Origin of the sequence: Tistrella mobilis (genome assembly GCF_039634785.1) — a bacterium.
Classification (GTDB): Bacteria; Pseudomonadota; Alphaproteobacteria; order Tistrellales; family Tistrellaceae; genus Tistrella; species Tistrella mobilis.
In genome coordinates this window covers 206741-222794 of sequence record NZ_JBBIAB010000004.1, presented here as the reverse complement: position 1 = coordinate 222794, position 16054 = coordinate 206741, and the positions used below count along the sequence as shown (strand labels likewise).

The 16054-nt window shown below is 69.0% G+C and carries 16 protein-coding genes and 1 pseudogene; 12 read left to right on the top strand and 5 right to left on the bottom strand.

Annotation, left to right across the window (positions count from 1 at the left end):
* Positions 1 to 324 precede the first annotated feature (324 nt).
* From WI697_RS07460 to WI697_RS07405, 12 genes are all read left to right on the top strand, one after another.
* Entirely contained in the window at positions 325 to 1152 is an 828-nt protein-coding gene (locus WI697_RS07460) for a putative hydro-lyase (protein WP_345958010.1), read from the top strand.
* A gap of 92 nt (positions 1153 to 1244) precedes the next feature.
* Positions 1245 to 2321, top strand: a complete 1077-nt coding sequence (locus WI697_RS07455) for a TRAP transporter substrate-binding protein (RefSeq protein ID WP_345958009.1) — start codon at positions 1245 to 1247, stop codon at positions 2319 to 2321.
* A 63-nt stretch (positions 2322 to 2384) separates the two neighbouring features.
* Positions 2385 to 2993, top strand: a complete 609-nt coding sequence (locus WI697_RS07450) for a TRAP transporter small permease subunit (protein ID WP_062765453.1) — start codon at positions 2385 to 2387, stop codon at positions 2991 to 2993.
* A gap of 73 nt (positions 2994 to 3066) precedes the next feature.
* Positions 3067 to 4353: a TRAP transporter large permease gene (locus WI697_RS07445; RefSeq protein ID WP_345958008.1), complete on the top strand. Its 1287-nt coding sequence runs from the start codon at positions 3067 to 3069 to the stop codon at positions 4351 to 4353.
* 93 nt (positions 4354 to 4446) lie between these two features.
* Positions 4447 to 5127, top strand: a complete 681-nt coding sequence (locus tag WI697_RS07440; RefSeq protein WP_345958007.1) for a DUF2848 domain-containing protein — start codon at positions 4447 to 4449, stop codon at positions 5125 to 5127.
* A gap of 54 nt (positions 5128 to 5181) precedes the next feature.
* On the top strand, positions 5182 to 6540 hold the full coding sequence (locus WI697_RS07435; RefSeq protein ID WP_345958006.1) for an amidase: 1359 nt from the start codon (positions 5182 to 5184) through the stop codon (positions 6538 to 6540).
* A gap of 23 nt (positions 6541 to 6563) precedes the next feature.
* Positions 6564 to 7382: a hypothetical protein gene (locus WI697_RS07430; RefSeq protein ID WP_345958005.1), complete on the top strand. Its 819-nt coding sequence runs from the start codon at positions 6564 to 6566 to the stop codon at positions 7380 to 7382.
* Positions 7383 to 7472: 90 nt separating this feature from the next.
* On the top strand, positions 7473 to 8630 hold the full coding sequence (locus WI697_RS07425) for an NADH:flavin oxidoreductase/NADH oxidase (RefSeq protein WP_345958004.1): 1158 nt from the start codon (positions 7473 to 7475) through the stop codon (positions 8628 to 8630).
* Positions 8631 to 8756: 126 nt separating this feature from the next.
* Entirely contained in the window at positions 8757 to 8918 is a 162-nt protein-coding gene (locus tag WI697_RS07420) for a hypothetical protein (RefSeq protein WP_345958003.1), read from the top strand.
* Positions 8918 to 9676: a metal ABC transporter ATP-binding protein gene (locus WI697_RS07415; RefSeq protein ID WP_345958002.1), complete on the top strand. Its 759-nt coding sequence runs from the start codon at positions 8918 to 8920 to the stop codon at positions 9674 to 9676. The genes WI697_RS07420 and WI697_RS07415 overlap by 1 nt, the downstream gene beginning before the upstream one ends.
* A gap of 14 nt (positions 9677 to 9690) precedes the next feature.
* Complete coding sequence (locus WI697_RS07410) at positions 9691 to 10575, top strand: metal ABC transporter permease (protein WP_296719465.1); 885 nt, start codon at positions 9691 to 9693, stop codon at positions 10573 to 10575.
* Positions 10572 to 11531 carry a metal ABC transporter substrate-binding protein gene (locus WI697_RS07405; protein WP_345958001.1) on the top strand — a complete coding sequence of 320 codons (960 nt, stop codon included), beginning with the start codon at positions 10572 to 10574 and terminating at the stop codon, positions 11529 to 11531. The genes WI697_RS07410 and WI697_RS07405 overlap by 4 nt, the downstream gene beginning before the upstream one ends.
* Here WI697_RS07405 and WI697_RS07400 read toward each other — a convergent pair.
* The 5 genes and pseudogenes from WI697_RS07400 to WI697_RS07380 form a co-directional block, all read right to left on the bottom strand.
* Positions 11500 to 12192, bottom strand: a complete 693-nt coding sequence (locus WI697_RS07400; RefSeq protein WP_062765473.1) for a helix-turn-helix transcriptional regulator — start codon at positions 12190 to 12192, stop codon at positions 11500 to 11502. The genes WI697_RS07405 and WI697_RS07400 overlap by 32 nt on opposite strands.
* A gap of 5 nt (positions 12193 to 12197) precedes the next feature.
* Positions 12198 to 12515, bottom strand: coding sequence for a hypothetical protein (locus WI697_RS07395; RefSeq protein WP_062765474.1), 318 nt, complete (start codon positions 12513 to 12515; stop codon positions 12198 to 12200).
* Positions 12516 to 12610: 95 nt separating this feature from the next.
* Positions 12611 to 13381, bottom strand: coding sequence for an enoyl-CoA hydratase-related protein (locus tag WI697_RS07390; RefSeq protein ID WP_385998661.1), 771 nt, complete (start codon positions 13379 to 13381; stop codon positions 12611 to 12613).
* Between the two features lie 192 nt (positions 13382 to 13573).
* A pseudogene (locus WI697_RS07385) lies at positions 13574 to 13798 on the bottom strand (MarR family winged helix-turn-helix transcriptional regulator); the annotation flags it as partial.
* 138 nt (positions 13799 to 13936) lie between these two features.
* The gene (locus WI697_RS07380; protein ID WP_385998659.1) at positions 13937 to 15832 is read right to left on the bottom strand and encodes an acyl-CoA synthetase; all 1896 of its coding nucleotides are present in this window, start codon (positions 15830 to 15832) and stop codon (positions 13937 to 13939) included.
* Positions 15833 to 16054: the final 222 nt, after the last annotated feature.

Here is a 16054-nt window from a genome sequence, read left to right as displayed (position 1 = left end):
GATCATCTTAAATTTTCATTAGCATCAGTTGCCGACTGTTCTGAATTTCGCGCCACGACGCAAAATGCATCATTTCATCAACCAAAAGAAGAAAAGAGGGCGGGCTCCTTTTTATCTGGTCCCGATGGCGTGCATGGACGGCCACTCAAGCCGCGCCTTGCCCGGAGACTATGCAACCGTGGTGACTGATCGAAAATTCCGATCAGTCACCATCCAAACGAATCATTGGACCCGCTCAGTCGGGACGGCGTAGCCTGACGGACACGGAGATGCCATGGGAGGGCGTCTCCGGCCCCCAGTTGACGACAGGACGGACGGGACGAGATGGCGGCAGGCACCAGGCATGCGGCGACGGGAGAGCTGTGCGTCGACCGGGCGGATCCGGCGATCTGCCGGGCGGCGATCCGCAGCGGCGCCTTCACCGGGCAGACGGCGGGGCTCGCCCCCGGTTTCGTGCAGGGCAATGTGATCATCCTGCCCGCCGCGTATGCCGGGGATTTCCTGCGCTTTGCCCAGGCCAACCCCAAGCCCTGCCCGCTGCTGGCGGTGGGGGAGCCGGGCGATCCGAAGCTGCCCGGGCTGGGCGCCGATATCGACATCCGCAGCGACGTGCCGCGCTATCGCGTGTTCCGCGACGGCGTCGCCGCGGCAGAGGAACCCACCGATATCGGTGATCTCTGGCAGGATGATTTCGTCACCTTCGTGATCGGCTGCTCCTTCTCGTTCGAAGAGGCGCTGATCCAGGACGGGCTGGAGGTGCGCCATGTCGCCCGCGGCCGCAATGTGCCGATGTATCGCAGTTCCATTCCGCTGACGCCCGCCGGCCGTTTCGGCGGCGGCATGGTGGTGTCGATGCGGCCGTTCAGGGCGGCAGACGCCATCCGTGCGATCCAGGTGACGAGCCGCTTCCCGGCGGTGCACGGCGCGCCGGTACATCTGGGCGATCCGGCGGAGATCGGCATCACCAACCCGGACCGCGCCGATTTCGGAGACGATCCGATCATGGAGGCGGGGGAAATTCCGGTCTTCTGGGCCTGCGGCGTCACGCCCCAGGTGGCGGTGGAAGCGGCGAAGCCGCCGATCGCCATTGCCCATGCCCCCGGACATATGCTGATCACCGATCTGCGCAATGCGCGGCTGGCGGTGATCTGACGAGCCGACAGGCCCGATCGACGAGATCGGGTGGCGATGTGATCGGGCGGCAATGCAACCGCCCGACGACCGACACAGGAGTTCAGGATCAGATGACCAGCATCAGCAAGGCCCTTCTCGCCGGCGTCACCCTTCCGGCGGCCGCCCTCGCCATTCTGGCGGCACCGGCATCGGCCGCCGACATTCCGTCCGCGAAGCTCAGCTTCGTGGGCAGCTGGAGCGGGCTCAGCCTGCACAAGAATTTCGAGAAGCCGTTCTGGTCCGAAACCCTGCCCGCCGACAGCAAGGGCGCCGTCGAGGTTCAGGTCACCACCTTCGATCAGATGGGTCTGGCCGGTGCCGAGGTCTACCGCCTGCTGTCGCGCGGCGTGTTCACCATCGGCGCCACCGTCGCCGACTATTCGATCGAGGATGCGCCCGAGATCGAGGGCCTGGACATGCCGATGATCGCGCCGGGTGTCGCCGATGCGAAGAAGGTGGTGGAGGCCTATCGTCCGACCCTGAACGAGGCCTTCGGCAAGCGTTTCAATGCCGAGATCCTGGCGATCGTGCCCTATCCCAGCCAGATCGTGTTCTGCAACGCGCCGATCGCAAGCCTGGCCGATCTGAAGGGCAAGAAGGTCCGCGCCAGCGGCCGCACCACCGCCGAATTCCTGAACGCCATCGGCGCCGAGGGCATCACGCTCGCCTTCTCGGAAGTGCCGGCCGCCCTTCAGCGCAAGGTCGTCGACTGCGCCGTCACCGGCTCGCTGTCGGGCTACAGCTCGGGCTGGCACGAGGTCTCGACCCATCTTCTGCCCATGCCGCTGGGCGGCTGGGACTATGTCGTGACCGCGGTCAACAAGGACAAATGGGCCGAGGTCGACCCGGCGACGCAGAAGTTCATCCAGCACGAGATCGCGACCAAGTTCGAAACCCCGGTCTGGAACGCCGCGGTGGGCGAGACGGTCGAAGGCATCGCCTGCCTCACCGGCAAGGGCAGCTGCACCCGCGGCGAGCCCGGCAAGATGACCCTGGTTCAGGTCACCGACGGCGATCGCGATCTGGCCCGCAAGGTGCTGACCGAGACCATCCTGCCCGGCTGGGCGGGGCGCGTGGATCCGGCGGTGGTCACCGCCTGGAACCAGGGCGTCGGTGCGGTCACCGGCCTCACGGCGGCGAAGAAGTGATCGCAGCCCTCGCGTAAGATCAGTCTTTGTCCCACGCCACCAGCCGCCGCAGGAACCGACCCCATGGCCAGAACCGCCTCTACCGGTCCGCTCGTCCGAACCCTCGATTGCCTTCTTGGCATATCGACCAGGATCAGCCGGGCAGGGGTCTGGGCCTGCGGCGCGCTGCTGTTTGCCGCCGTGGCGATGATCGTGATCGAGATCGTGCTCCGGGCCTTCGGCTCGTCGCTGCACGGCGCGCATGAACTCTCGGGCTATGTGCTGGCCATCGTCACCTCGTGGGGGTTGGCCTGGGCGCTGATCGAAAAGGCGCATATCCGGATCGACGTGATCTATATGCGGGTCGGCCCCCGGCTGCGGACCGTGCTCGACCTGATCGCGATCCTGATGATGGCGCTGTTCGTGGTGGTGCTGCTCTCCCAGGTCTGGGAACTGGTTGCCGGCACGCTGAAGCGCGGCTCCACCGCCAACACGCCGCTGCAGACGCCGCTCTGGATCCCGCAGATGCTGTGGATGGCTGGCCTGGTCTGGTTCGCCTTCACGGTTTTCGTGCTGGCCGCCCGCACCGTGCTCGGCGCGCTGACCGGCGATCGCGATGCCGTGGCCCGCGTCTGGGGCAATCGCAGCATCGAGGACGAGATCGCGGAGAACGACCATTCGACGCGCGGCTGACCTGCCGCCGCCAGCATCTCCGTAGCTCTCCGCCTCGCTCCGCCCGTCAGCCTCCTCAGGGGAACCTCGTCCCGTGCTCGGCATCGCCCTTGTCGTCCTGCTTGTCCTGCTTCTGCTCAGCGTGCCGATCGCGGCCACACTGGTCGGCCTCGGCCTGTTCCTCGACCAGACCTTTTCGTTCTTCCCGCTCTACAAGGCGATGGGCGAGGTGTTCTGGAGCGCGAGCAACAGTTTCCTGCTGATCGCGGTGCCGCTTTTCGTGCTGCTGGGCGAGATCCTGGTCCGGGCCGGCATTGCCGGGCGCACCTATGCCGCCCTCGACAAATGGCTGTCCTGGATGCCGGGCGGGCTGCTCCACGCCAATATCGGCACGGCGACGCTGTTCTCGGCCACCTCGGGTTCGTCGGTCGCGACCGCGGCGACGGTGGGCTCGGTCGCTATGCCCCAGGCCAAGGCGCTCGGCTATGACGACCGGCTGTTCGCGGGCTCGATCGCGGCCGGCGGCACGCTCGGCATCATGATCCCGCCCTCGATCAACCTGATCGTCTACGGCTTCCTGACCGAAACCTCTATCCCGCGCCTGTTCCTGGCCGGGCTGATCCCGGGCCTGCTGCTCGCGGCCCTGTTCATGGCGACCGCGGCCGCCGCCTGCACGCTCCGCCCTGAGCTTGGCGGCCCCCGCCGCCCGGCGCGCTGGTCGGAACGGTTCCGGGCGCTGCCCGACCTGCTGCCGGTGCTGGGCCTGTTCGCGGTGATCGTGGGCTCGATCTATGCCGGCTGGGCGACGCCGACCGAGGCGGCGGCGCTGGGCGTGGTTGCGGCACTGGCGCTGTCGGTCGCCAACCGCACCTTCAACCTCCGCATGCTGAAAGAGGCGGTGGAAAGCGCGGTCAAGACCACGGCGATGATCATGCTGATCATCATCTCGGCCTATTTCCTCAACTTCGTGCTCGCCGGCGCCGGCGTCACCCGCCAGCTGGCCGCCCTGATAGACGGTCTGGGCTTCGGCGCCTATGGCATGCTCGCCTGCATCATCCTGCTCTATGTCATCCTGGGCTTCTTCATCGAGACCCTGTCGCTGATGGTCATCACCATCCCGATCGTGGCCCCGGTGGTGATCGCGCTCGGCTTCGATCCGATCTGGTTCGGCGTGCTGCTGATCCTGATGATCGAAATGGCGCTGATCACGCCGCCGGTCGGGCTCAACCTCTATGTCGTCCAGGGCGTGGGCGGGGGCATCTCGCTCAACCGGGTGATGACCGGCGCGCTGCCCTTCGTCGCCGCCATGCTGGTGATGGCGCTGCTGCTGGTGCTCTTCCCCGGCATCGCCCTCTATCTGCCGGGGGCCATGGCGGGCTGATCCCCCCGCATCCCGCCCCCCCCACATCCCGCATATCGCAGATCACCGCCAACCTCCGGGCCCGATCGCCCGTTCAGAGGAGACGCCCCCCTCATGTCCGTCATCAGCCTCGACACCACCGAAGGCACCCGCCGGATCGACGTCGCCGAACTGGTCATCGCCGGCTGGGCCGGCCGCGACCGCCATCATGTGGAGGAACATATCCGCGAGCTGGAGGCGATCGGCGTGCCCCGCCCGTCGCGGGTGCCGCTGTTCTACCGGCTTTCCGCCCAGATGCTGACCCAGGACGAGACCATCGAGGTTCTGGGCCCCGACAGTTCGGGCGAGGCCGAGGCGGTGCTGGTCGGCGATACCGACGGCACGATCTGGGTGACGGTCGGCTCCGATCATACCGACCGGCGGGTGGAGGCCTATTCGGTCGCCGTTTCAAAGCAGATGTGCCCCAAGCCGGTCGCCCGCGACGCCTGGCGTTTCGACGAGGTCGCCCCCCATTGGGACCGGCTGATCCTGCGCTCCCGCGCCGTCTTCGGCACCCGGACGGTGCTTTATCAGGAAGGCCCGGTGAACGGATTGCTTGACCCGCGGGAGCTGGTTCGGGACTACAATGCCGGCCGGGACGGTCTGGCCCCCGGCCAGGCGATGCTCTGCGGCACGCTCGCGGTCATCGGCGGCATCCGCCCGGCCGACGCTTTCGAGGTCCAGCTGGAGGACCCCGTGCTTGGCCGGCGGATCACGCACCGCTATACCCCGAAGATCCTGCCCGTGGTCGCCTGACCCCGCGGTACCAGGCCTTCGCCTTCATAACAGTCCGACGAGGAAGCGCGCGAGATGACCTATCCGACCCCTCTGTCCCGGATCGCGGCCGGGTTCAACGACGGCAGCGTCTCGGCCCTGAAGCTGGCCGACACTGCGCTCGCCCGCATTCATGACGAGGGGTTCGCGCCGGGCGCGCAGATCTTCACCCGCGTCTATGACGCCTCTGCGCGCGCCGAGGCCCTGGCCGCCGACCACCGCCGCGCGGCCGGGCTGTCCCAGGGGCCGCTGGCCGGCCTGCCGATCTCGATCAAGGATCTGTTCGATGTGGCGGGCGAGACCACCATGGCGGGCTCGGTGGTGATGACGGATGCCGCCCCGGCCATGGAAGATGCCCCGATCGTGGCCCGGCTGCGTGCGGCCGGTGCGGTGATCACCGGCAAGACCAACATGACCGAATTCGCCTTCTCGGGCGTCGGGCTCAACCCGCATTACGGCACGCCCGGCAATGTCTTCGATGCCGCGCGCATCCCCGGTGGCTCGTCGGCCGGTGCCGGCATTTCGGTGGTGAAGGGCATGGCGGCGGCGGCCATCGGCACCGATACCGGCGGCTCGATCCGCATCCCGGCCAATTTCGCCGGCATCGTCGGCTTCAAGCCCTCGCAGGCGCGGGTGCCGCTGGACGGCGCGCTGCCGCTGTCGTCCACCCAGGATTCGATCGGCCCGCTGGCCCCCACCGTCGCCTGCTGCGCGCTGGTCGATGCCGTGCTGGCGGGCGAGGCGCCGCGTATCCTGCGCCCCCGGGCGCCCGAGACGCTGACCTTCGCCGTTGCCCGCGGCCTGCCGATGGACGGTGTCGACGACCAGGTCGCCAATGCCTATGACGCGGCCCTGAAGCGGCTGCGCGATGCCGGCGTCCGGCTGATCGATCTGGAACTGCCCGAGATTGCCGAGGTGCCGCAGCTGAACGCGGCCGGCGGCTTCTCGGCCGCCGAAAGCTGGGCCTGGCACCGCGCGATCATCCAGACCGGCGCCGAGCGCTATGATCCGCGGGTGCTGTCGCGCATCCGCCGGGGCGAGGCGATGGGGGCGGCCGATTACATCGACCTGATCAAGCGCCGCCGCCGGATGGTGGCCGCCGCCGATCTGGCGCTCCGCCCCTTCGACGCGCTGCTGATGCCGACGGTGCCGATCGTGCCGCCGCGGATCGCGGATCTGGCCGATGATGCCGATTACACCCGGCTGAACCTGCTGGTGCTGCGCAACCCGACCTTCGGCAATGTGCTCGACCTCTGCGGCGTCACCCTGCCGATCGCAGAGCCGGGCGCGCTGCCGGCCGGGCTGATGCTGCTGGGCCGCAACGGCGCCGATCACGACCTGCTCGACGTGGCGGCCGGTGTGGAGGCGCTGGTCGTCCGCACCCGCACCGCCTGAGCGCCCCTGGCTCCCCCCGCGCCATGGAAACGCTGCTCGCCGACCTCTCCGTCCAGCTGTTGCCGATCGCAGCCCGCGTGGTTGCGACCGCGATCGTCGTCATGGGCGTCTCGCTGCTGGTTCAGCATGCGGGCCCCGCCCTCGGCGGTATCGCCGCCGGGCTGCCCATCGTCATGGGGCCCGGCTTCTTCTTCCTGATCGGCCACCACCCGCCGGATTTCCTGCATGATGCGGCGGTGGCGACGCTGATGGCGCTGGTGGCGACCCTGATCTTCGTCGCCTGCTTCATCGTGGTGGCGAAACGGGCAGGGCCCTTCGCCTCGGTCGGCGCGGCCATCCTCGCCTGGTGCGTGGTGGCCGCGGTGACTGCGGCCCTGCCGGTGGAACTGGTGGTGGCGCTGCCGCTCTATGTCGTGGTCGCCATCCTGGCGCTGCGCTTCTGCCGCAATGCCGCCGGCGACGGCCCGGCCCCGCGGGGCGCGCGGCGCGTCGCCGATCTTGTCCTGCGCGGCATCCTGGCCGGCACGCTGGTCGCCAGCGTCTCGGTGGTGGCGGCCCTGGCGGGGCCGGTCTGGGCCGGGCTGCTGATGGGCTTCCCGATCGGCATGATCACCATCTCGCTGACCGTCCACCAGCGCTATGGCGGCGAAACCGCCCGCCAGACCATGCTTGCGGCGCTGGGCGGCATGAGCAGCCTTGCCGTCTTCACCACCGTCATGGCCCTTGCCGTCACCTCCACCCCGCCGATGACCGCCTGGGTGCTGTCGCTGGCGGCCTCGCTGCTGCCGCCGATGGGGCTGGCGGCCCGGCAGATCCGGCGGGGCCGCTCGAACGGGGTTTGAATACGTCGTGATGTCGACACCGGGCTTGGCACCGCCGCCCGGTCGTTCCATCCTCTCCGCGATCCCGTTCGATGCCTCGCGGAGAGACCGATGTCCGACAAGCCTGCCGCCGCCACCCCCGCTTCTGCGCCTGCATCCACGCCTGTGCCGAGTGCCATTCCGGCGCCGGGGCGGGATCCGCAGCTGTTCAAGCCGATCAGCTTCCGCAGCGTCACCGCGCGCAACCGGATCATGATTGCGCCGATGTGCCAGTACAGCGTGCCGGACGGGCTGGTGGGCGACTGGCATCTGGCGCATCTGGGCGGCTTCGCCAAGGGCGGGGCGGGCATCGTCTTCGCCGAGGCGACCGGTGTGCTGCCCGAAGGGCGGATCACGCCCTGGTGCCCGGGACTGTGGTCGGATGCGCAGGAAGCCGCCTTCGCCCGCGTGGTCGATTTCGTGGCCGGGCAGGGCGCGGTGCCGGCGATCCAGCTGGCCCATGCCGGGCGCAAGGCGTCGACCGATGCGCCCTGGCGGGGCGGCGGGCTGCTTACCCCCGATCAGGGCGGCTGGCAGCCGGTGGGCCCGACCGATGCCGCCTTCTCGCCCGCCCATGCGGTGCCGACGGCGTTGACCGAAGACGGCATCCGCCGCATCGCCGATGCCTTCGCGGCCTCTGCCGCGCGCGCCCGCCGGGCCGGATTCCGGATCATCGAGGTCCATGGCGCCCATGGCTATCTGCTGCATTCCTTCCTGAGCCCCTTGTCCAACACCCGCGACGATGCCTTCGGCGGCGATGCCGACCGGCGGATGGCGGCGCTGATGCTGGTGCTGGATGCCGTGCGATCCGAATGGCCAGCGGAGCTGCCGCTGTTCCTTAGGCTTTCCTGTTCCGACTGGGTCGAGGGCGGGCTCGATATCGCGGCCTCGGTCGAGATCGCGAAGCGGGTGAAGGCGCGCGGCGATGTCGACCTCATCGACTGTTCCTCGGGCGGCGGCGATCCGCGCCAGAAGCTGCGCGCCTATCCCGGTTATCAGGTGCCCTTCGCCGAGGCGATCCGGCGCGAGGCGGGCATCGCCACCGCCGCCGTCGGGCTGATCACCCAGCCCGAACATGCCGAGGAGATCATCGCCAATGGCCGTGCCGATCTGGTGGCGCTGGCCCGCGTGACCCTGGGCGATCCGCATTGGCCGCTCCGCGCCGCCAAGGCGCTGGGGGCGGAACTGCCCTGGCCCGACCAGTACAGCCGCGGCATTCTTCAGCTCTGACCGGGCTTCTGACCCGACCGCTCCGGCGGTCGGGATCGTCCATGTAAGAGTTATGTTATACTGTTGCATTGACGTGGCGGCAGGCGTAAGCAGGAAGGGTTCCGTCTCCTTCCGGACCTTGAGCCCATGGACATGCATCGCCCCGTCGCCACGCCGCCCCTTCCCCATCCGCCGCCGGGGAGGGTGCTGACACGAAGCGCGCTGGGGGCGGGCGTGCTGCGCCGGCTGATGGTGGCGGCGGTGCCGGTTGCCCTGCTCTGGCTGGCGGTGACGGGGGCGATCCGGTGATGATCTCTCCTGCCGCCCGGGGGCGGCTGACCCCGATTTCGGCCCCGGGGCCGCGGGTCGTCTGCACCGGTCTCACCCTCGGCTACGGATCCGGCCGACCGGTCGTGGAGGGGGTGAGCCTGACGCTCGCCCCCGGCAGCCTGACCGCCGTCGCGGGGCCCAACGGGGCCGGCAAATCCACCCTGCTCAAGGCGCTGACCGGGCAGATCGTCCCCGAGGCGGGGCAGATCGATCTGGGTGGCCTGGGCCGGCGAGCCCTCGGCTACCTGCCCCAGCAGACCGAAATCGACCGCAGCTTTCCGATCCGGGTTGCCGAGATGGCGGCGATGGGGCTCTGGCAGCGGCTCGGGCCGTTCCGGGCGATCGGCCGGCGGCAGGGTGCTGCGGTGCTGCAGGCGCTTGAGACCGTGGGGATCGCCGATCTGGCCGACCGGCCGATCGCAGCCCTGTCGGGCGGGCAGATGCAGCGCCTGCTCTTCGCCCGGCTGCTGCTGCAGGATGCCCGGCTGATCCTGCTCGACGAACCCTTTGCCGCGATCGACGAGGCGACGGCGGCCGAGCTGATCCGGGTGATCCATGGCTGGCACGACGAGGGCCGCACCGTGCTGGCGGTGCTTCACGATCTGGACGCGATCCGCAGCCATTTCCCCGACTGTCTGCTGATCGCAGGCCGGCTCGTCGCCGCCGGCCCCATCCATCGCGTGCTGACACCCGGGAACCTGTCCCTGGCGCGGCTTGCCCGGATGCAGCAGAGCTGACGGAGGGGCCCTGGATGATCCACGACCTGCTGATCGGCCCCTTCGCCGACTATGCCTTCATGCGCCGTGCGCTGGCGGGCTGTCTGGCGCTGGCGCTGGGGGCGACGCCGATCGGCGTGTTCCTGACCCAGCGGCGGATGAGCCTGACCGGCGATGCCATGTCCCATGCCATCCTGCCCGGTGCCGCGATCGGCTATCTGGCCGCCGGGCTGTCGCTCGCCTGGATGACCCTGGGCGGCCTGATCGCCGGGCTGGTGGTGGCGGTGCTCTCTGGCCTCGTCGCCCGCCGCACCGGCGGGCGCGAGGATGAAAGCCTGGCCGCCTTCTATCTGCTGTCGCTGGCGGCGGGCGTGCTGATCGTGTCGCTGCGCGGCAGCAATGTCGATCTGCTGCATGTGCTGTTCGGCTCGGTGCTGGCGCTGGACGATGCGGCACTGTTCCTGCTCTCAGGGATCGCCTCGGTATCGATGCTGACCCTGGCGGTGATCTGGCGGCCGCTGGTGCTGGAATGCGTCGATCCGGGCTTCCTGCGCGCGGTGGGCCGCTCCAGCCCCATGGCCCATTACGGGCTGCTGGTGCTGTCGGTGCTGAACCTGGTCGGCGGCTTCCATGCCCTGGGCACGCTGATGTCGGTGGGGATCATGATCCTGCCGGCCGCCGCCGCGCGCTTCATTGCCCCCCACGCCCTGTTGCCGCGGATCCTGGCGGCGGTGGCGATCGCCTTCCTCTCAGGGGTGGTCGGCCTGCTGCTTTCCTACCATCTGGGCCTGCCCTCGGGCCCGGCGATCATTCTGGCGGCCGGCGCCTGCTATCTGGCGGCGCTGCTCGCCACCCCGGCCGGCGCAGGCCGCCGCGTCCGCCCGGACGCTTCCTCCCGGACAGAAAGGACCGTCTCATGATCAACCGCCGCCACCTGCTGGCCGCGGGCACGCTGGTTGCGCTTGCCCTCCGGCTGCCGGTTCCCGCCCTTGCGGCCGACGAGCCGATCAGGGTCGTCGCCAGCTTCAGCATTCTGGGCGACATGGTGCAGCAGGTGGGCGGCGACCGGGTGCGCGTCACCACCCTGGTCGGCCCCGATGGCGATGCCCATGTCTGGCAGCCGGCGCCGGCCGATGCCCGCACCGTTGCCGATGCCGATCTGGTGGTGATGAACGGCCTGGGTTTCGAGGGCTGGATGGACCGCCTGGTCCAGGCCGCGGGCTATGACGGCCCGGTTGCCGTCGCGACCACCGGCATCGTGCCCCGCCAGATGGCCGAAGCGGAGGCGGGCGAAGAGGATCATGATCATGCCGAGGGTGGTGATCACGATCATGACCACCACCATGGCGGCACCGATCCCCATGCCTGGCAGAGCCTGACCAATGCCAGGATCTATGTCCACAATGTGCTGGAAGCGCTGATCGCGGCCGACAGCGACGACCGGTCGGTGTTCGAGGCCAATGCGGCGGCCTATCTGAAAAAGATCGACGCGCTCGACGCCCGGATCCGGGCTGAGATCGCGAGCGTGCCGGCCGACCGCCGCAAGGTCGTGACGTCCCACGATGCCTTCGGCTATTTCGCGGCCGCCTATGGCGTCGGGTTTCTGGCGCCGGTGGGGGTGAGCACCGAGGCCGAGGCCTCGGCGGGCGATGTCGCAAAGCTGATCGATCAGATCCGGGCGGAGAAGATCCCGGCCGTGTTCATGGAGAACATTTCGGATCCGCGGCTGCTGGATCGGATCGCCTCGGAAACCGATGCGAAGATCGGCGGCACGCTCTATTCCGATGCGCTCTCGCCCGCGGGCGGGCCGGCTGCGACCTATCTGGAGATGATGGACTACAATGTCAGGACGCTGGTGGCCGCGCTTCGCACCTGACCAGGGCCATGTAATCCTCGATCCGCTTGCCGGGCTCGGGGCGGAAATGGGTGCCGGTGCGGGTAAGCTGGCGGATCCGGTCGATGCGGAAGGCCCGGAAATCGCCGCGCAGCTCGCACCAGCCGGTCAGCGTCCAGACCGCGCCCCAATGCTGCAATTCCAGCGGCCGGACCACCCGTTCGGATGCGGCGCCGGCCGCATCGGCATAATCGAGCATCAGCTTCTCGCGGGTCGCAATCGCCTCGCGCGCGGCCTTGAGCCGCTGGCGGTCGGCGGCGGTCAGCCGGAAGCCATAGGCGGCGGCCGTGGTGGGGATGGTTATGCCGCGGGTGGGGGTGGCGGCGCGGAGCTTGATCTCCAGCTCTTCCGCCGCCCGGGCCAGGCTTTCATCGGCATGGGCGCGGACCATGGCCACGCCCCAGGTCAGGGCTTCAAGCTCTATGGCCGACAATGCCAGCGGCGGCAGGAAGAAACCGTCGCGGAGCAGATAGCCCATGCCGCGCTCGCCATCCACCGGCACGCCCTGGGCCTGAAGATCGGCCAGATCGCGATAGACCGTGCGGACCGAGACTTCAAGCTCGTCGGCCAGCTGTTGTGCCGTGCGCAGCCGACCGCCCCGAAGCGACTGAAGAATGGCGAAGAGGCGGTCGGCGCGGCGCATCGGCGTCAGCTCGCGTGGGCGATGTCGAGATGGGTCATCACCACGCTACCCCCGTCGATGGCAGTAAGGAAGGGGCGGGCGGTGGGTTCCTGCATCAGCGCATCGGCCGCGGCGCGGGCTGTGGCCAGATCCTGCCATTCGATGCAGTCGATCCAGACCCCCATATCGGCGAGACCCAGGCGCCGGCGCACGAAGCCGGGGCGGGTGGCCAGCCAGCCGTCCATGCGGGCGGCATCGGCGGTGAAGGCCTGTGGATCTATGCCGGGTCTGAGGCGGAAGCGGACGATTTCGAGAACCGGGGAAGGCTGACTGATCTGGTCCATGGGGCTGAGGCCTTGTCTGGGTTGTCCCATCTGCGCCCCATCCATAGCGCACGTCTCCTGACAGCATCTTGTCAGGAGACGTGAACGCATCGTGATCAGCCGAGTTTGGTGAAGTCCGGCTTCCGCCGCTCGGCAAAGGCGGTGAAGGCCTCGCGTGCCTCGGGGCTTTGCAGACGCTCGAAGAACAGCCGGCTTTCCCTGTCCATCACCGTGGCGATGGCGGCCGCGTCGCGCATCAGCCCCTTGGTCGCCTTGATCGCGCCGATCGGCTGCTGCGCAAGCCGGCCGGCGGCAGCACGTGCGGCGCCGAGCACATCGTCGGCGGGCAGGGCCGCATTGACCAGGCCGATCTCGGCCGCGTCGAAACCGCTCAGCACCTCGCCCAGGGCAAACATCGCGAAGGCGCGGCGATGGCCGATCGCGGCCGGCAGCAGCAGGCTCGATGCCGCTTCCGGCACCAGGGCCAGGCCGACGAAGGGGGTGGAGAGTTTGGCATCCCGGGCGACATAGACCAGGTCGCAATGCAGCAGCATGGTGGTACCGATGCCGACCGCCTGGCCCAGCACGGCCGCCACCACCGGCTTCTGCATCCGGGCGAGCTGTTTCAGCACCCGCTGGACATGGCGCACCGCCGGGCCCTGGCCGGCGGCGATCTTCGCGAAATCGCCGAGGTCGTTGCCGGCGGTGAAATCGCCGCCCTCGCCGCGGATCAGCACCACGCGGATCGCATCATCGGCCTCGGCCGCTTCCAGCGCGTCGGCGACGGCGCCGTACATCTCGTTGGTGATCGCGTTCTTCTTCGCCGGGCGGGCGAAGACGATCTCCATGATCCCGTCGGCGGTGGTCGTGCGGATATCGTCGGTCACGATCGGTGACGTCATGATGGGGGTGCTTTCCTGATCCTCGGGCGGGAGACCGGCATCGGTGTTCGTGCCGACCGTCTTCAGCCAATGCGCGATCACCGCGCGCTCCTCGGGCGAAAGCCCGTGGGCCATGCGGCGGGTGAGGTCGTTGGCGCGGCGCGCGGCGACCCGGCGGATCGCCTCGCCACGCTCGGTGAGCCGGAGGGTGACCGCCCGCCGGTCGGCCGGATCGTCGGTGCGGGCGACCAGCCCGGCCGTTTCCAGCTTCTGGACGAGGGTGGAGGTGGCGGACTGGCCAAGATCCAGCGCCGCCCCCAGCGCCGTTACCGACGACGGCCCGCGCTCCCCCAGCACGAACAGCGCCGCCGATTGCGACGTGGTGATGCCCAGATCCTCGAGCCCGGCCTCGGCGATCGCCATCACCCGCCGGTTGGCGGCGGCCAGAAGGTGGATCAGGCGGGGCGTTCTGGACATGCGCTCCTGTCTCCGAACTGCATCGACGTCGAAGTATATGCATCGACGTCGATGCATTTCAATATCCATCGATGTCGATGTATCTCAGCCGAAGACGACCCGGTGCGGCACCGGGAAGCGGCCCAGGATCTGCTCCACCCGATCGACCAGCGCCGCCCGGTCGTCGTCCGGAACCGGCATGCCGTCGCCTCGGGTCAGCGTCACCACCGCACAGGTGCCGAGCCTGTCGTCGGGGCCCGTCGCCACGGTCGCGGCCAGGCCCTCCAGCGCTGCCAGTTCGGCCGCATAGACCCGGTCGGTGGCAAGCTGGCGCAGCGTCGGTTTGAAGATCTTGCCGATCGCGGTCACCGGCATCTCGGCCAGGATGATCACCTCATGCGGGGCGGCGGGCCGTTCGGGTACCCGGTCGCGCGCCCAGGCGACCAGCTCGTCGGAACTGGCGGCGGCGCCGGGCTTCAGCGTCACGAAGGCGACCGGGATCTCGCCCGCATAGGCATCGGGCCGGCCGACGGCGCCCGCCAGGGCCACGGCGGGATGGGCGTGCAGCACCTCTTCGATCGATTGCGGATCGATATTATGGCCGCCGCGGATGATCAGATCCTTGGCGCGGCCGACCAGGAAGATCCGCCCCCCGGCGTCGATACGGGCCAGATCGCCGGTCGAAATCCAGCCGTCGCCGACGAACAGCCCGGCATCGAACCGGCTCTGTTTGTAGCCCGAGATGGCATTGGGGCCCTTGAGGCACAGCACGCCGATTTCGTCGACCGCGGCATCGCGTGCCACCTTGCCGTCGGCATCCAGGATCACGGTCTTCATCGGCTGGTACGGAAAGCGGATGCCGACCGATCCCGCCAGCGCCTCGCCATAGGGCGGGTTCACGGCCGAGGCGCAGGTGCCCTCGGTCAGGCCGTAGCCTTCCAGAAGCTTGATGCCGGTCAGGCCTTCAAAGCCGCGGATCACCTCCAGCGGCAGGGGGGCGGCGCCGACCACGGCGAAACGCAGGCTGGAGAGATCGGCACCCGCCACCGGCACCTGCATCAGCGCAGTCAACACCGTCGGGACCGAGGAGAAGGTCGTGACCCGGTAGCGCTCGACGATCTTCCAGAAATTGCGGATCAGATCGGGGTTGCGATAGCCGGCCGGGGTGGCGAGCAGCACCCGGGCACCGGCCATGAACGGCGCCAGACCGGTGACATGGACGGCGTTGACATGGAACAGCGGCAGGCCCGACAGCGTGCAGTCGGCCGGCGACATGCCGATCACCCGCGACAGGATCCAGCCCATATACAGCTCGTTGCGGTGCAGATGGCGGGCGAGCTTGGGCGTTCCGGTGGTGCCGCCGGTGTGGAAATAGGCGCAGACATCGTCCGGGCCGGGTTCCGACCAGCCGACCGGCCGGTCGGCGGGGGCGGCGGTGAGCAGGGCCCCCCAGTCCTTCACCTTCGGATGCGCGGCCATGTCCACCGGCCCGCCGCCGACCTTGATGACCGCGGTGATGCCCGGCAGGCGCTCGGCCGCGGCCAGCGCCTTTTCCCAGAGGTCGAGCCCGGGGATGGGGCCGGGGGCCAGGATCAGCTTCGCATCCGCCGCCTCGGCGATTTCGACGATCTGGTCGATGCCGAGCAGCGGATTGATCGGCGCCGCGATGCCGGCCGCCTCCGCGCCCCAGAGCGCGATATGGGTCTCGGGCAGGTTGGGCATCAGCATGGCGACGGCCTCGCTGCGGCCAAGGCCGAGGGCCGCGAAGGCGTTGGCCGCCCGGGTCACGCTCTCGAAAAAGGCGGTATAGCCAAGCTCGCGCGGGGTCTCCTCGGCGGTGCCGGCCGACAGATGGGTGATCGCCGGGGCATCGCCATAGGCCATGGCCGCCCAGCGCAGCACGTCATAGGTGCTGGTGAAACCGAGGCGCTGGTCGAGCGGCATCTCGGTCTCGATCCGCTCGACATCGGCGATCGAGGCGATGCGGAACCGGGGCCCCATCGGGTGGCGGGTGGCGGCGGGGCTGGGGGTCGTGGGCATCCGGGGCGGTCTCCCTTCGTCCTGATTTTTCGGGCCTGTTTTTTCAGGTCTGGTGTTGCCGGATGATGCCCGTTCCGGGACGCGCGGTCGAGACGCGAGACGGGTCGTGTCCCGGTATGTGACCGGTGTCGCAGAATAAATGACCGATGGTCATTTAATATCGGACACGGTTCACGACTGTCA

What these genes read in the sequence shown, in the direction of transcription:
- WI697_RS07460 (WP_345958010.1), top strand. Translation starts at nt 325, where the DNA reads ATGGCGGCAGGCACCAGGCATGCGGCGACGGGAGAGCTGTGCGTCGAC.
- WI697_RS07455 (WP_345958009.1), top strand. Translation starts at nt 1,245, where the DNA reads ATGACCAGCATCAGCAAGGCCCTTCTCGCCGGCGTCACCCTTCCGGCG.
- WI697_RS07450 (WP_062765453.1), top strand. Translation starts at nt 2,385, where the DNA reads ATGGCCAGAACCGCCTCTACCGGTCCGCTCGTCCGAACCCTCGATTGC.
- WI697_RS07440 (WP_345958007.1), top strand. Translation starts at nt 4,447, where the DNA reads ATGTCCGTCATCAGCCTCGACACCACCGAAGGCACCCGCCGGATCGAC.
- WI697_RS07435 (WP_345958006.1), top strand. Translation starts at nt 5,182, where the DNA reads ATGACCTATCCGACCCCTCTGTCCCGGATCGCGGCCGGGTTCAACGAC.
- WI697_RS07430 (WP_345958005.1), top strand. Translation starts at nt 6,564, where the DNA reads ATGGAAACGCTGCTCGCCGACCTCTCCGTCCAGCTGTTGCCGATCGCA.
- WI697_RS07425 (WP_345958004.1), top strand. Translation starts at nt 7,473, where the DNA reads ATGTCCGACAAGCCTGCCGCCGCCACCCCCGCTTCTGCGCCTGCATCC.
- WI697_RS07420 (WP_345958003.1), top strand. Translation starts at nt 8,757, where the DNA reads ATGGACATGCATCGCCCCGTCGCCACGCCGCCCCTTCCCCATCCGCCG.
- WI697_RS07415 (WP_345958002.1), top strand. Translation starts at nt 8,918, where the DNA reads ATGATCTCTCCTGCCGCCCGGGGGCGGCTGACCCCGATTTCGGCCCCG.
- WI697_RS07410 (WP_296719465.1), top strand. Translation starts at nt 9,691, where the DNA reads ATGATCCACGACCTGCTGATCGGCCCCTTCGCCGACTATGCCTTCATG.
- WI697_RS07405 (WP_345958001.1), top strand. Translation starts at nt 10,572, where the DNA reads ATGATCAACCGCCGCCACCTGCTGGCCGCGGGCACGCTGGTTGCGCTT.
- WI697_RS07400 (WP_062765473.1), bottom strand. Translation starts at nt 12,192, where the DNA reads ATGCGCCGCGCCGACCGCCTCTTCGCCATTCTTCAGTCGCTTCGGGGC.
- WI697_RS07395 (WP_062765474.1), bottom strand. Translation starts at nt 12,515, where the DNA reads ATGGACCAGATCAGTCAGCCTTCCCCGGTTCTCGAAATCGTCCGCTTC.
- WI697_RS07380 (WP_385998659.1), bottom strand. Translation starts at nt 15,832, where the DNA reads ATGGGGCCCCGGTTCCGCATCGCCTCGATCGCCGATGTCGAGCGGATC.